This window comes from Mycobacterium sp. (assembly GCF_035506235.1).
GTDB lineage: Bacteria > Actinomycetota > Actinomycetes > Mycobacteriales > Mycobacteriaceae > Mycobacterium.
The window spans coordinates 33848-46417 of record NZ_DATJPU010000269.1 but is presented as its reverse complement, the minus strand read 5'-3'; the positions used below and the strand labels follow the sequence as shown (position 1 = coordinate 46417).

Below are 12570 nucleotides of genomic sequence, written 5' to 3'. Positions count from 1 at the left end.
CAATCGCCGGCATTGGCCTGATGCAGTTGCAGGCGCGCCTGGAGCGATGGGACTACGAGCGGCACGCGGAAGACTAGCCGCCGCAGCGTATTTCGCTAAACCCTTGCGGGGCTGGGGCTTTCGCTCTTGCGCCGAGGCATCACCGAGACAACTGCATGCCGATGAGCGGCGCGATCTCGTCCGCCAGATACTGATGCCCGGCATCGTTGGGATGCACGCCGTCCGGGCCGATCAGATCCGGCCGGTCGACGAACCAGCGGTCGCCGACCGGATCGACGAACACTGCTCCGGCGGCCCGGGCGGCCGCGTTGAGCACGTCGCGAATCTGCAGGATCGACCCGGGCACGTCCGCGGTCGGCCAGGGCGGCCCGATCACCAGCAACCGGGCGGACGGCGCGAACCGGCGCGCCAAGTTGAAGGCATCGCGGGCCTTTTGGGCAAGCAGCGCGGGATCCACGCCCTGGTCGTTGCGCGAACCGAAGAACACCACCAGCGCGTCGCCGGGCTTGACCGCCCTGGCGGTCAGGTCCTCGAAGATGCTGCCGTGGTCGCCGGGCACACCGTAGCCCGCCCTGCCCTCGGCCGCCACGTCGGCGGCGACCCGCACGCCCCGCTGGGCGAGCGCGCGCCAGGTCAGCGCGGTCCACGATTTCGGCCCGAGGCCGCCCTCGTCGGTGCCGGTGGTATACGAGTCGCCGACCACCGCGACGTGGTTGAGGCGCGAGTCCACGGTCAGCGGCTGGTAGGCCCGCACCCGCACCGGGCGCGCCGGGGCTCCGAAGAAGACGACGCCCAGGGTGAGGGTGAGGCCGACCATGATCGTGGCCAGACGAGTCACTACTACCACCCCCCGGGGAACTGCATCGTCGTGCGCCGTATCCGAACCAACGGAATCGTACGGGGACACGACGCGAATTCGGCGTCAAATCGCGGCCAGCCGCTCCGGCCATGGTATTCGAGGGATCCCGGGCACCGCACGAGCCGCGCGGCGAGGTGAACGTCACACCGCGCGGGCCGAAACCGCTTCCAGCCCACCGTCGATCGGGTGCAGCTTGGTGCCCGCCGGCTCCGCGGTCGCGGCCTTGTCGTCGGCGGGTCTGACATCGACCATCCTGCGCATCCAACGGCGGGCCGGCTCCTCGACGAAGTGGTACATCAAGGCCGAAAGACCGACGGCGATCGCGAGCAGCCCGATGACGTTCCATTTCCACGGGTTGTCCTGCTCCCACGGCGTGAGCTCGAACTGGATCACGGCCCAGCCCCAGGCGGTATGCACCAGCTCATGCACCATGTACAGGCAGAACGAGATCTGCCCGCCGTAAACCATCAGCCGCGTGGACAGCACCCTCGGCAGGCTGCCGACGCCGATGGCCAGGGCTATCACCAGCGGAACGAACAACACGTCGACCACGCCGCCGCTGTCGTTCTCCACGACTCCGGAGATCGGATGCGCGTGGAACCAGTACAGGACGCCCACCATGGCGGCCAGGAGAAGCAGGGAGGCGTAGCCGGCGACGCGGCGACCGCGATCGGTCAACCGCAACCTGCGCACGGCGGCACAGGCCAGGGCGCCGGCGGTGAACTGGGTCACGATTCGCGGCAGCCAGCTCCAGGGGGTGTAGAAGTGGCCACTGGTCAGCAGCATCACCACGGGCGGCAACGACGCCGCGAACGCCAGCAACATCAGGCTCCGCGCCCTCGTCGCCTGCTTCATCCGCAGAATCACCAGCACGAGCAGGCCGAAGAGCAGGTAGGCAAGCCACTCCGCGCTGATCGACCAGGCCGGGCCGTCCCAGCTGGAGTCGTCGAAGAAGGGCACGAACCACAGCTGCACCAAGAGGATCTGGCGCACGTAGCTGATCGCGGTGAGCTGACCGGCATCCGGCGACGGCACGTGACCGACGTGCAGGGTGAAGATCACCCATACCGCGGCCAGGTGCAGGGTGACCAGGTACACCGGCCACACCCTGGCCAGCCGCAGCCAGAGGAAGTGCAGGGTGGCGCGCGTCGACCACGAGCGGCCCATCCGGTCGAGGTAGTTCCAGGTCAGCACGAATCCGCTGAGGATGAAGAAGAGGTCGACGCCCTGGGCCCCGCAGTTGAGCACCGGCGCGAGGGCGTCGCGGAAGTCCGGTGAAACGTCGCTCACCATGGGCCGGAAGTGAAACAGCACCACCCACACCGCGGCGACGATGCGGAGTCCCGTCAGGGCCTTGATCTCTCCCCGGATCTCTGCGCCGCGCACGATGCTCTTTCCGTCTGACTTGCCGTTTCGTATCCGATTGGTCCGGCTGACCGGGCGATCGCAAGCCCCCCGACTGGCAACCGGCAGCCCACGAAGCCTAGCAGCGGGAGGCACGCGATGGCGTGATGGGCCGTGGCGTGGCACGCGTAAAAAGCCGCCGCGACGTTGCCCGGATCCCTTTCGAACCCCCCGAAATTCGCTTCTTAGCAAAGAGTTAGAGGCGGCTTTCGGTCTCCTTAGATTTAGCGGGCACCTTTAGAGGACAGGTTGAAGGGAATGGGGCGCTCATGACAGTCACCGCCGTCGCGACTCGGCACGGTTACGGCACCTTCGACTGCGATGGCGCCCACATCCGCGCCCACTGCCGTCACCTTGCGACCGTGGTGACCATTCGTGGCGACATCAACGCCGCCAATGTCGATCGGGTCAGCGAATACCTCTGGCGCTTCACCCTGGGGAGCAACCCGGTGGTGCTCGACCTGAGCGACGTGAGCCACTTTGCTGCGGCGGGTGTCTCGCTCGCGCACCGGCTCGACGAGGACTGCCGCGCCGCCGGGCTGGAGTGGACCCTGGTCGCGAGCCCGGCGGTGATGGGGCTGCTGAATGGCGAGGGCGAGTTTCCGGTCGCGCGCTCGGTGCGCGAGGCGCTGCGCAACCTGGCCGAAGCCATCGTGAGCCGCCGTCAGCTCGTCCTGCCGCTGATCAAGAAGACGGCGTAGTTTTTCTGGCGCCCCGCTCCCGTCGCAGCCGGGCGATCCCGATCACCGCCAGCACTCCGGCGGTCGTCACCAGCACCAGAGTCAGCAACAGCAGCTGAGGGTTGTACACCAGCGACGTCGTGAACGGCTGCCCGTCGGCGATGGGCGCGACACGCACCGTACGGCGCGCGTGCACCCAGCTGACGCCGGCGCCCACCAGCGCGGCGCAGGCCAGGACCAGCTCCACGAGAGCCCGGGACCGAGCGATCAAGACAGCGGCCCGCCTTCGAAGCCGTCGTCGCGATCGTCGTCGGCGACGTCGGATCCGGCGGGCTCCACCCGCTCCTGGACCAGCGGCGTCAGCGCCGCCCGAAGCTGACGATGACGGCGCGCCCAGGCCTGGGCGGTGCGGTCGCCGGTGAGCTTGAGGCCGATGCCGATCCGGTGGCGTGGCACCCCGACCAATTCGCCGAGCGCCCGCGACGACTGCCATTTCGCCAGCTCCTTGCCGGACGCCTCGTGGTGCTCGGGCTCGGGATACACCTTGACGATCTCGCGCACCAGGATGGTTTCGGTGCCCTGGCGCAGGGCGTCGCCAGTGAGCTCGACCGAGACGTGAATCCGCGCCGCCTTCACCTGCAACCCCACGAAGGCCGACACCAGGACCAGGAAAATCGCCGGGACCACGAGCGACACCGGGGCCCCGCTCCAGATTTCGATCAGGACCATGGCCGCCGCCGAAGCCGGCCCCAACGCCACCCACCACCAGCTGGCGCCGGGCTCGTAGAACAACGGCCGCGGTTCTGTCACGACAGCCAGCTTGCCGCATCCGCGGCCCAATAGGTGAGCACGATGTCGGCCCCGGCGCGCCGGATGCTCGTCAACGACTCCAGCGCGGCGGCGCGCTCGTCGATCCAGTTGTTGGTGGCCGCGGCGCAGATCATCGCGTACTCCCCCGACACCTGGTACGCGGCCACCGGCACCGGCGACATCGAGGCCGCCGCGGACACGACGTCCAGATAGCCCAGGGCGGGCTTGACCATCACGATGTCGGCGCCCTCGTCCAGGTCCAGCCGGACCTCGCGCAGCGCCTCCCGAAAGTTGCCGGGCTCCTGCTGGTAGGTGCGCCGGTCCCCGGACAGACTCGAGCTCACCGCCTCGCGGAAGGGCCCGTAGAAGGCCGAGGCGAACTTCGCGGCGTAGGCCAGGATCACCACGTCGATGTAGCCGGCGGCGTCCAGTCCGTCGCGGATCGCGGCGACCTGCCCGTCCATCATCCCGCTCGGCCCCACCACATCGGCGCCCGACTCCGCTTGTGCCACAGCCAGTTTGACGTAGCGGGCCAGGGTGGCGTCGTTGTCCACCCGGCCCCTGGCGTCCAGGAGCCCGCAGTGTCCGTGGTCGGTGAACTCGTCCAGGCAGGTGTCGGCCATCAACACCGTGGCGTCGCCGAGGTCCTTGGCCAGGTCGCGCAGCGCGACATTCAGGATGCCGTCCGGGTCGGTGCCGGCCGAGCCGGTCGAGTCCTTGTCCTGCTCGCGGGGCACACCGAACAGCATCAGCCCGCCCACCCCCGCGGCGACGGCCTCTTCGGCGGCCCTGCGCAGCGAATCCCGGCTGTGCTGAACCACTTTGGGCATCGACGCGATGGGCCGCGGTTCGTCGATCCCGTCGGCGACGAACATCGGCAGCACCAAATGCCTTGGCTCCAGCGACGTTTGCGCCACCAAGCGACGCAACGCGGGGGTCGAGCGGAGTCGGCGCGGGCGTTGCCGCGGATAGGCGCCCGTGCTCATCGCGCTTCGTAGCCGCGAGGGCGCGCAAAATGCCAGCCCCGACGGCGTGTCGGTGTACAAACACGCTCCCCCGCAAGCGGGTGGGGTCCCCGCGAAGCAGGGGAGTGCCCCCAGCTCGGCTGTCCGGCGGCCACTAGCGCCGATGCGTGTCGAGCCGCCGCGCCCGGCTTCGCCCTCTTGTGGCGACCCGCTGCGCCCTGCTCCGCCGCGCTTGCGATCGCCACGGCCGCGCTTGCGCTCGCCACTAGCGCCTGCGGCTCTTCTTACGCGGCGGCGGCAGCGTCCCCTCGGCGCGCAACCGCGCGGCGTGTTCGGCCAAGGCGTCGACCAGGGGGCCGACGGCGGCGGTGTCGGGCTGGACGTCCACTCGCAGGCCGAATTCCGCGGCGGTCTCGGCGGTCTTGGGGCCGATGCAGGCGATGATCGTCCGCGCGTGCGGCTTGCCGGCGATGCCGACCAGGTTTCGCACGGTCGAGCTGGAGGTGAAGCACACCGCGTCGAAGCCGCCGGTCTTGATCATCTCGCGGGTGGCCGCCGGCGGGGGTGCCGCGCGCACGGTCCGGTAGGCCGTGACGTCCTCGATCTCCCAGCCGCGCTCGCGCAGCCCCTCGGCGAGCGTCTCGGTGGCGATGTCGGCCCGCGGCAGCAGGACCCGGTTCACCGGGTCGAAAACGCTGTCGTAGGGCGGGAAGTCGTCGAGCAGGCCGAGCGAGGACTGCTCCCCGGCCGGCACCAGCTCGGGGCTGATCCCGAACGCACGAACCCGGTCGGCCGTCGACTCGCCGACACAGGCGATCTTCACCCCGGAGAACGCGCGGGCGTCCAGGCCGAACTCGCCGAACTTCTCCCACACCGCGCGCACCGCGTTGGTCGAGGTGAACACCACCCACTGGAAGCGGCCGTCGACCAGACCCTTGACGGCACGCTCCATCTGGGCGGGGCTGCGCGGCGGCTCGACGGCGATGGTCGGCACCTCGATCGGCAGCGCGCCGTACGACGTCAGCCGCTCGCTCATCTCGCCGGCCTGGTCCTTGGTGCGGGGCACCAACACGGTCCATCCGTACAGCGCGCGGCTTTCCCACCAGTTCAGCTTCGCCCGGCTGGCCACCGTCTTGCCGATGGTCACCACCAGCGGCCCGGTCATCGGACCGGCCGGGTCGGCCGCGCCGACGACGGCCGGATCGGTCAGGCCACCCAGCGTGGTCTCGACCGAGCGCTGCTGGCAGGTGGTGCCCTGCGCGGTCACCACGCAGGGGGTGGCCTCGGCCAGCTCGTGCTCGATCAGGGCGCGGGCCGCGTCGGCCAGATGCGACGCGGTGGCCTGCAGGATCAGCGGGCCGGGAGCCGCGGCGAGCGCGTCGAAGTCCACGTCGGCGCGCACGTCGGCGACCGTGTGCGACGAGCCCAGCGGCAGCCCCGCGTAGGTGGGGACGGCGCTGGTGGCGGCCAGCCCGGGCACGATCTCGAGGTGCAGGTGGCTGCGCGCGACGGCGTTCACCTCGGTGATGACCGCGTCCAGCGTCAGCGGGTCACCGGCCACCAGCCGCACCACGTCGACGCCGGAACGAGCCTCGGCGACAAGCGTTTTGGCAACCTCGGCGGGTTCCCCTAGCGCCGGGCGGATGTCGGGACCAGCGGTGATCACCGTGGGCGCGCCCTGGGCGCCATCCTCGCCCGCCCCTCGGCCATTGCCGTCGGCGTTGGCCTCCGGTCCGGCCGGCGCGGGGCCGGAGACCGGCGGCAGCTCCTTGCCGATCAGCGCGAGCACGGGCTCGGGCACATCGGGGTCGGTGAACACCAGGGCGGCGTTGGCCAGCACCGTGGCGGCCCGCGTCGTCAACAGTCCCGGGTCGCCGGGGCCGGAGCCCACGAACGTGATGTGGCCCGGTCTCGGCTTACGCCCTCGCATGCTTGGTTGGCGCGTCATTGTCGCTCCCAGTTCAATTTCACTTATCTTCCTCGTGCGGGGTCTTGCCGCGCTCCGCCAATCAGCTCTCCGGCCCCCAGCTCGAGTAGCTCGCCGGCGACCGAGAGCCCCAGCTCCCGTGCCCGACCGGGAGTGCCGATGCCGGACGCGCGGATCACGTCGGACCCGTCCAGCGCCGCCACGCAGCCGCGCAGCGACAGCTCTTCGAAGACGCGGCCCTCCTCATCGATGGACTCGACCACCTCGGCGATCGCGCCCACCGGTGCGGAGCAACCGGCCTCCAGTTCGGCCAGTAGGGCCCGCTCCGCGGTGACCGCCGCGCGCGTGTCGGCGTCGTCCAACTCCGCCAGCACCGCGGCCAGCTCGTCGCCGGCGCGGCACTCAACCGCGAGCGCGCCCTGAGCCGGTGCTGGCAACATCTGCACCGGCTCTAGCGTCTCGGTGACATCGTCGAGGCGGCCCAGCCGGGCGAGACCGGCCCGGGCGACCACAATCGCGTCAAGATCACCACTGCTTACCCTGTTCAACCTGGTATCTAGGTTGCCTCGTAGGGGGCGGATTTCCAAACCGAGACCCAATGCTCTAAGCTGTGCGGCCCTGCGCGGCGACGACGTGCCCACCAGCGAACCCGCCGGCAACTCCCCGAGCACCAGGCCGTCGCGGGCGACCAGCGCGTCCCGGGGGTCGTTGCGCGGCGGTATCGCGGCGACGGTGAACCGCGGGTCGTCGGTCGTCGGCAAATCCTTGTGCGAGTGCACCGCGGCGTCGACGCGGCCGTCTTCGATCGCCTCCCGCAGCGCGGTGGTGAAGGCGCCCACGCCCAGGCTCTGGATCGGGGCCGACGACCGGTCGCCGGCCGTGGCGATGGTCACCAGTTCGGCGGGATGGCCGTTGGCGATCAGGGCGTCTCTGACGACACCGGCCTGGGTGGTGGCCAACAGGCTGCCCCGGGTGCCTATCCGGATCACGTGCGCCAATCGGCTACTCGGCGGATGGTTGCGGCGTGCCGGGGTCGAATCCGGTCGGCACGACTGGCAATTCACCAGCGGCGACGGCGTCGACAGCGGTCTGGTCAAGTTCGAAGAGTTCGCGCAGCGCCTCGGCGTAGCTGTCGCCGCCCGGGGCGCTGGCGAGCTGTTTGATCCGCACGGTGGGCGCGTGCAGCAGCTTGTCCACCACCCGCCGCACGGTGCGCGCCACCTCCTCGCGGTGGGCGGTTTCCAGGCCGGGCAACCGGTTGTCGAGGCGCAGCAGCTCGGCCTCGACGACGTCGGCGGCCCGCTGGCGCAGCGCGGTCACCGTCGGGGTGACCTCGGCCATCCGCTGCCCCGCCAGGTAGGTGGCGACCTCGACCGCCACGATGTGGCGGGCGGCGTCGACGTCGGCGGCCGCGGCGTGGGCCGACGGCTCGTGCTGCACGCGGTCCACGTCGACGACCCAGACACCCGGCAGCCCGGCCACCGCCGGGTCGACGTCGCGTGGCATGCCCAGGTCGCAGATCACCAGCGGGTGTGCCGCCTCGTCCCGACGGGCCGCGGCCAGCGCGTGGTGCACGTCGGCCAGCGAGACGACCGGGCTGACCGCGCCCGTGCAGCTGACGACGGCGTCGGCGTCCGCCAGCGCGTCGGGCAAACGGTCCAGGGTGAGCGCCTCGGCCCGCACGCCGGATTCGCGGATCTTGCGGGCCAGCCGCTGAGCCCGGGACGCAGACCGGTTGACCACCGCCACATGCTCGATGCCGGCCCGGATCAGGTGCGCCGACGACAGCGCGCCCATCGCCCCGGCGCCGATGACCACGGCGGTCTTGCCCGCCAGCCCGCCCAGCCTGCGTTCGGCCATGCCCAGGGCGACCGACACCACCGAGGCGCCGGCGGCGTCGATGGCGGTTTCGGAGTGCACCCGCTTGCCCACCGACAGCGCCCGCTGGGCCAGCTCATGCAGCACCCGGCCGACCGTGCGGTTCGCCTCGGCGGCGGCGTAGGCGCGGCGCACCTGGCCCAGCACCTGCTGCTCGCCGATGACCGCGGAATCCAGGCCGCTGGCCACCGCGAACAGGTGCTCGACGGCGGCCTCGCTGTAGCGCACGTAGGCGTACTTGGTCAGGTCCCCCATCGACATCCCGGAGTGTTCCGACAGCACCTGCCCGACCACCGCCAACCCACCGTGGAACGCGTCGACGACGGCGTACACCTCGACCCGGTTGCAGGTCGAGAGCACCATCGCCTCGGTCACCAGCGGTGACTGCAACACCCGATCGACGATCTTGACCTGATCGGATTCGTCGATGCTGAGTTGTTCCAGGACGGAGACCGGCGCACTGCGGTGCGAAACCCCGAAGAGCAGGACGCTCACGGCAGCATCACCTGGCCAGCTCCCTTGCTTCCTCCAGTAACTGAACTGCTGTCCACGGTAATCGTTGATCAGCTGGGCTACCAAATAAGTGATTGCGCGCTACCGGGCCAGATCGGCGCGCAGCCGCGGCTCGTCGACCTCCCAGTAGCTGTGCTCGCGCCCGTCGAGCAGGATCACCGGCAGCCGATCGCCGAACTCGGCCCGCAAACCCGGGTTGCCCGCCGCCGCGGCGGCGTCGACGTCGGTCGTGACCAGCTCGAAGCCCAGCTCGGCGGCCAGTTCGGCCAGCCGGGCGTGCACTCGGTCGCAGATCGTGCAGCCGTCGCGAGTCAGCAGCTCCACCCGCGCCCGGCCGGTGCGCTCGGTCATGCCGACCAGTGTGGCATCGGGTGAATTGTGGGGCCGCGCCGCGGCGGTTAGGTTGCCGCTGTGGCTTCCGGGGACGCGGTGCGGGTCGACCCGCTGGCGATGCGGGGCTGCGCCGAGGCGCTGTCCGGTCGCGCCGAGGAGCTGCGGGCCCGGTTCGCGGAGCTCAACGCTCAGGTCGGCGACATGCTGGGCGGTTGGCGCGGGACATCGGGAAGTGCCTACGCCTCCGCATGGGAGCTGTGGCACCGCGGGGCCGGCGAGGTCGAGGTGGGCCTGTCGATGCTGGCCCGGTTGGTGGACGGGGCCGGCGGGCTCTACCAGGCGAACGACGCGGCATCCGCACACGCGCTGCGCGGGGTGCACCGTGGCTGAGGCGTTTCGCGTGGATCCGCAGGCGCTGGCCGACGCCGTGCGCCGGATGGCGGAGTTTGCCCGCTACGCCGAAGACATGCTGGCCGAAATCGATTCGCTGGTAGGCAACGTGCACTCGACCTGGACGGGCAGCGGCGCGGCGGCCCACGCCGAGGCGCATCGGCACTGGGCCCGCGGCGAGGCGATGATGTGCGAGGCCCTGGCCCGATTGCGGGCCGCGGGCGACACGGCGCACGGCAACTACACCGGCGCGATGTCGACGAATTTGGCCATGTGGTCCTGACCTGAGGGCTCAGGCACGCAAACCGCACCGAACCCCCGCCGGATAGGGTTGATACCGGTCATCCCATGGATTACCGGGCACAGCGATCTAGGAGGTTGAGCCTTGGCTTCATCGGCTTCCTCTGAGTCGGGCGGCGCGGGCCCCGCCGGCCGCGCCGACCTGGATGCGCTGGTCGACAACGCGAGCGCGGAACGCGCGCTGGAGGACCTGGCTGCGGCGGCCCCCGAAGAGGGCCGCCCGCAGCCACCAATCGACCTGACCGCGGCCGCATTCTTCGACGTGGACAACACCTTGGTGCAGGGCTCCTCGGCCGTGCATTTCGGCCGCGGCCTGGCCGCCCGCAACTACTTCACCTACCGCGATGTGCTCGGATTCATCTACGCCCAGGCCAAGTTTCAGTGGCTCGGCAAGGAGAACAGCGACGACGTGGCCGCCGGCCGGCGCAAGGCCCTCGCCTTCATCGAGGGCCGCTCGGTCGAGCAGCTGGTCGCGCTGGGCGAGGAGGTCTACGACGAGATCATCGCCGACAAGATCTGGCCCGGCACCCGCGAGCTCACCCAGATGCACCTGGACGCCGGCCAGCAGGTGTGGCTGATCACCGCCACGCCCTACGAACTCGCGGCGACGATCGCGCGGCGGCTGGGGCTGACCGGCGCGCTGGGCACGGTCGCGGAGTCGGTCGACGGCGTATTCACCGGCAGGCTGGTCGGCGAGATCCTCCACGGCCCCGGCAAGGCGCACGCGGTGCGCTCGCTGGCCATCCGGGAGGGCCTCAACCTCAAACGCTGCACGGCCTATTCCGACAGCTACAACGACGTGCCCATGCTGTCGCTGGTCGGCACGGCGGTGGCCATCAATCCCGACGCCCGCCTGCGGGCCCTGGCCCGCGAACGAGGCTGGGAGATCCGCGACTTCCGCACCGCCCGCAAGGCCGCCCGGATCGGGGTGCCCTCGGCGCTGGCCCTGGGCGCGGCCGGCGGCGCGCTGGCGGCACTGGCGTCCAGGCGCCAATCGCGCTGATAAGCTGCGCCGCTGAGACGTAAGCGAGCGGAGAGCACAGCGGCATGACAGTCCCAGAATCGGCCCAAGGGATCATCGGCAGCCATTACCGGGCACCCGACTACTTCCAGGTCGGGCGCGAGAAGATCCGCGAGTTCGCGCAGGCGGTCAAAGACGACCACCCGACGCACTACAGCGAGGCCGACGCCGCCGCCGCCGGGTACCACGCGCTGGTGGCGCCGCTGACGTTCCTGGCCATCGCGGGGCGACGCGTGCAATTGGAGATTTTCACCAAGTTCGAGATCCCGATCAACATCGCCCGCGTCATGCACCGCGACCAGAAATTCCAGTTTCACCGCCCGATCCTGGCGCACGATAAGCTCTACTTCGACACCTATCTAGACTCGGTGATCGAGTCCCACGGCGCGGTCGTCGCTGAGATCCGCAGCGAAGTCACAGACGCCGAGGGCAATCCGGTTGTCACCAGCGTGGTTACGATGCTGGGGGAAGCCGCACACCAGGACGCTGGCGCTGAAGAAACCGTCGCCGCGATCGCATCGATATCAGCCGGAAAGTAGGGGCGATTCCAATGTCACAAGGGGAAACGGGTGGCACCCAGCTGAAGCCGCCGGTCGAGGCAGTCCGGTCCCACTACGACAAATCGAACGAGTTTTTCAAGCTGTGGCTTGACCCGTCGATGACCTACAGCTGTGCCTACTTCGAAGAACGCCCCAACATGACGCTGGAAGAGGCCCAGTACGCCAAGCGCAAGCTCGCGCTGGACAAGCTCAACCTCGAGCCGGGCATGACGCTGCTCGACATCGGCTGCGGCTGGGGCGCGACCATGCGGCACGCGGTGGCCGAGTACGACGTCAACGTGATCGGCCTGACGCTGAGCGAGAATCAGTACGCCCACGACAAGGCCAAGTTCGAGGAGATGGACAGCCCCCGCCGCAAGGAGGTGCGAATCCAGGGCTGGGAGGAATTCGACGAGCCGGTGGACCGCATCGTGTCACTCGGCGCGTTCGAGCACTTCGCCGACGGCGCCGGTGACGCCGGGTTCGAGCGCTACGACACCTTCTTCAAGAAGTTCTACAGCTTGACGCCCGACGACGGCCGGATGCTGCTGCACACGATCATCATCCCGGACAAGGAAGAGGCCGAGCAGCTCGGCCTGACGTCACCGATGAGCCTGCTGCGCTTCATCAAGTTCATCCTGACGGAGATCTTCCCGGGCGGGCGGCTGCCGCGGATCTCGCAGGTCGACCACTACTCGTCCAACGCGGGCTGGAAGGTCGAGCGCTACCACCGCATCGGCAAGAACTATGTGCCGACGCTGAACGCCTGGGCGGATGCGCTCGAGGCCCACAAGGACGAGGCGATCGCCCTGAAGGGGCAGGAGACATACGACATCTACATGCACTACCTGAGGGGCTGCTCGGACCTGTTCCGCGACCACTACACGGACGTCTGCCAGTTCACTCTGGTCAAGTAGGCCCCAGCGGCTTGCACGCAAAGCGCCCCGGTGT

The 12570-nt window shown here is 69.8% G+C and carries 15 protein-coding genes; 6 read left to right on the top strand and 9 right to left on the bottom strand.

Annotated elements, in window-relative coordinates:
* Nucleotides 1-139: 139 nt before the first annotated feature.
* Together VMD50_RS25715 and VMD50_RS25710 are read right to left on the bottom strand one after the other, a co-directional pair.
* Entirely contained in the window at nucleotides 140-838 is a 699-nt protein-coding gene (locus VMD50_RS25715) for an Rv0518 family GDSL lipase (RefSeq protein WP_325432069.1), read from the bottom strand.
* 162 nt (nucleotides 839-1000) lie between these two features.
* The gene (locus VMD50_RS25710; protein ID WP_325432067.1) at nucleotides 1001-2245 is read right to left on the bottom strand and encodes an acyltransferase family protein; all 1245 of its coding nucleotides are present in this window, start codon (nucleotides 2243-2245) and stop codon (nucleotides 1001-1003) included.
* Nucleotides 2246-2532: 287 nt separating this feature from the next.
* Between VMD50_RS25710 and VMD50_RS25705 the strand changes: the two genes are divergently transcribed.
* Nucleotides 2533-2964, top strand: coding sequence for an STAS domain-containing protein (locus VMD50_RS25705; RefSeq protein WP_325432065.1), 432 nt, complete (start codon nucleotides 2533-2535; stop codon nucleotides 2962-2964).
* Here the strand turns inward: VMD50_RS25705 and VMD50_RS25700 are convergent.
* From VMD50_RS25700 to VMD50_RS25670, 7 genes are all read right to left on the bottom strand, one after another.
* Nucleotides 2948-3214, bottom strand: a complete 267-nt coding sequence (locus VMD50_RS25700; protein WP_325432063.1) for a hypothetical protein — start codon at nucleotides 3212-3214, stop codon at nucleotides 2948-2950. The genes VMD50_RS25705 and VMD50_RS25700 overlap by 17 nt on opposite strands.
* A complete protein-coding gene (locus tag VMD50_RS25695; protein WP_325432176.1) occupies nucleotides 3211-3735 on the bottom strand; it encodes a DUF3093 domain-containing protein in 525 nt (174 codons plus the stop codon). The genes VMD50_RS25700 and VMD50_RS25695 overlap by 4 nt, the downstream gene beginning before the upstream one ends.
* Nucleotides 3736-3749: 14 nt before the next feature.
* The gene (gene hemB / locus VMD50_RS25690) at nucleotides 3750-4739 is read right to left on the bottom strand and encodes a porphobilinogen synthase (protein WP_325432061.1); all 990 of its coding nucleotides are present in this window, start codon (nucleotides 4737-4739) and stop codon (nucleotides 3750-3752) included.
* Between the two features lie 244 nt (nucleotides 4740-4983).
* Nucleotides 4984-6648: a bifunctional uroporphyrinogen-III C-methyltransferase/uroporphyrinogen-III synthase gene (locus tag VMD50_RS25685; protein WP_325432174.1), complete on the bottom strand. Its 1665-nt coding sequence runs from the start codon at nucleotides 6646-6648 to the stop codon at nucleotides 4984-4986.
* 41 nt (nucleotides 6649-6689) lie between these two features.
* Nucleotides 6690-7634, bottom strand: coding sequence for a hydroxymethylbilane synthase (hemC, locus tag VMD50_RS25680; protein WP_325432172.1), 945 nt, complete (start codon nucleotides 7632-7634; stop codon nucleotides 6690-6692).
* A 13-nt stretch (nucleotides 7635-7647) separates the two neighbouring features.
* On the bottom strand, nucleotides 7648-9018 hold the full coding sequence (locus VMD50_RS25675) for a glutamyl-tRNA reductase (protein WP_325432059.1): 1371 nt from the start codon (nucleotides 9016-9018) through the stop codon (nucleotides 7648-7650).
* Nucleotides 9019-9117: 99 nt separating this feature from the next.
* Complete coding sequence (locus VMD50_RS25670; protein ID WP_325432057.1) at nucleotides 9118-9387, bottom strand: glutaredoxin family protein; 270 nt, start codon at nucleotides 9385-9387, stop codon at nucleotides 9118-9120.
* Between the two features lie 60 nt (nucleotides 9388-9447).
* Between VMD50_RS25670 and VMD50_RS25665 the strand changes: the two genes are divergently transcribed.
* The 5 genes from VMD50_RS25665 (at nucleotide 9448) to cmaA2 (ending at nucleotide 12536) form a co-directional block, all read left to right on the top strand.
* Nucleotides 9448-9759 (top strand): WXG100 family type VII secretion target, encoded by a 312-nt coding sequence (locus VMD50_RS25665; protein ID WP_325432055.1) that lies wholly within the window; start codon nucleotides 9448-9450, stop codon nucleotides 9757-9759.
* Nucleotides 9752-10042, top strand: coding sequence for a WXG100 family type VII secretion target (locus tag VMD50_RS25660; protein ID WP_325432053.1), 291 nt, complete (start codon nucleotides 9752-9754; stop codon nucleotides 10040-10042). The genes VMD50_RS25665 and VMD50_RS25660 overlap by 8 nt, the downstream gene beginning before the upstream one ends.
* Before the next feature lie 102 nt (nucleotides 10043-10144).
* Nucleotides 10145-11062 (top strand): HAD family hydrolase, encoded by a 918-nt coding sequence (locus VMD50_RS25655; protein ID WP_325432051.1) that lies wholly within the window; start codon nucleotides 10145-10147, stop codon nucleotides 11060-11062.
* Between the two features lie 44 nt (nucleotides 11063-11106).
* Nucleotides 11107-11619: an FAS1-like dehydratase domain-containing protein gene (locus tag VMD50_RS25650; RefSeq protein ID WP_325432049.1), complete on the top strand. Its 513-nt coding sequence runs from the start codon at nucleotides 11107-11109 to the stop codon at nucleotides 11617-11619.
* Between the two features lie 11 nt (nucleotides 11620-11630).
* Complete coding sequence (cmaA2, locus tag VMD50_RS25645) at nucleotides 11631-12536, top strand: cyclopropane mycolic acid synthase CmaA2 (protein WP_325432047.1); 906 nt, start codon at nucleotides 11631-11633, stop codon at nucleotides 12534-12536.
* The last annotated feature ends 34 nt before the right edge of the window (nucleotides 12537-12570 follow it).

What these genes read in the sequence shown, in the direction of transcription:
- hemB (WP_325432061.1), bottom strand. Translation starts at nt 4,739, where the DNA reads ATGAGCACGGGCGCCTATCCGCGGCAACGCCCGCGCCGACTCCGCTCG.
- cmaA2 (WP_325432047.1), top strand. Translation starts at nt 11,631, where the DNA reads ATGTCACAAGGGGAAACGGGTGGCACCCAGCTGAAGCCGCCGGTCGAG.
- VMD50_RS25685 (WP_325432174.1), bottom strand. Translation starts at nt 6,648, where the DNA reads ATGCGAGGGCGTAAGCCGAGACCGGGCCACATCACGTTCGTGGGCTCC.
- VMD50_RS25670 (WP_325432057.1), bottom strand. Translation starts at nt 9,387, where the DNA reads ATGACCGAGCGCACCGGCCGGGCGCGGGTGGAGCTGCTGACTCGCGAC.
- VMD50_RS25650 (WP_325432049.1), top strand. Translation starts at nt 11,107, where the DNA reads ATGACAGTCCCAGAATCGGCCCAAGGGATCATCGGCAGCCATTACCGG.
- VMD50_RS25705 (WP_325432065.1), top strand. Translation starts at nt 2,533, where the DNA reads ATGACAGTCACCGCCGTCGCGACTCGGCACGGTTACGGCACCTTCGAC.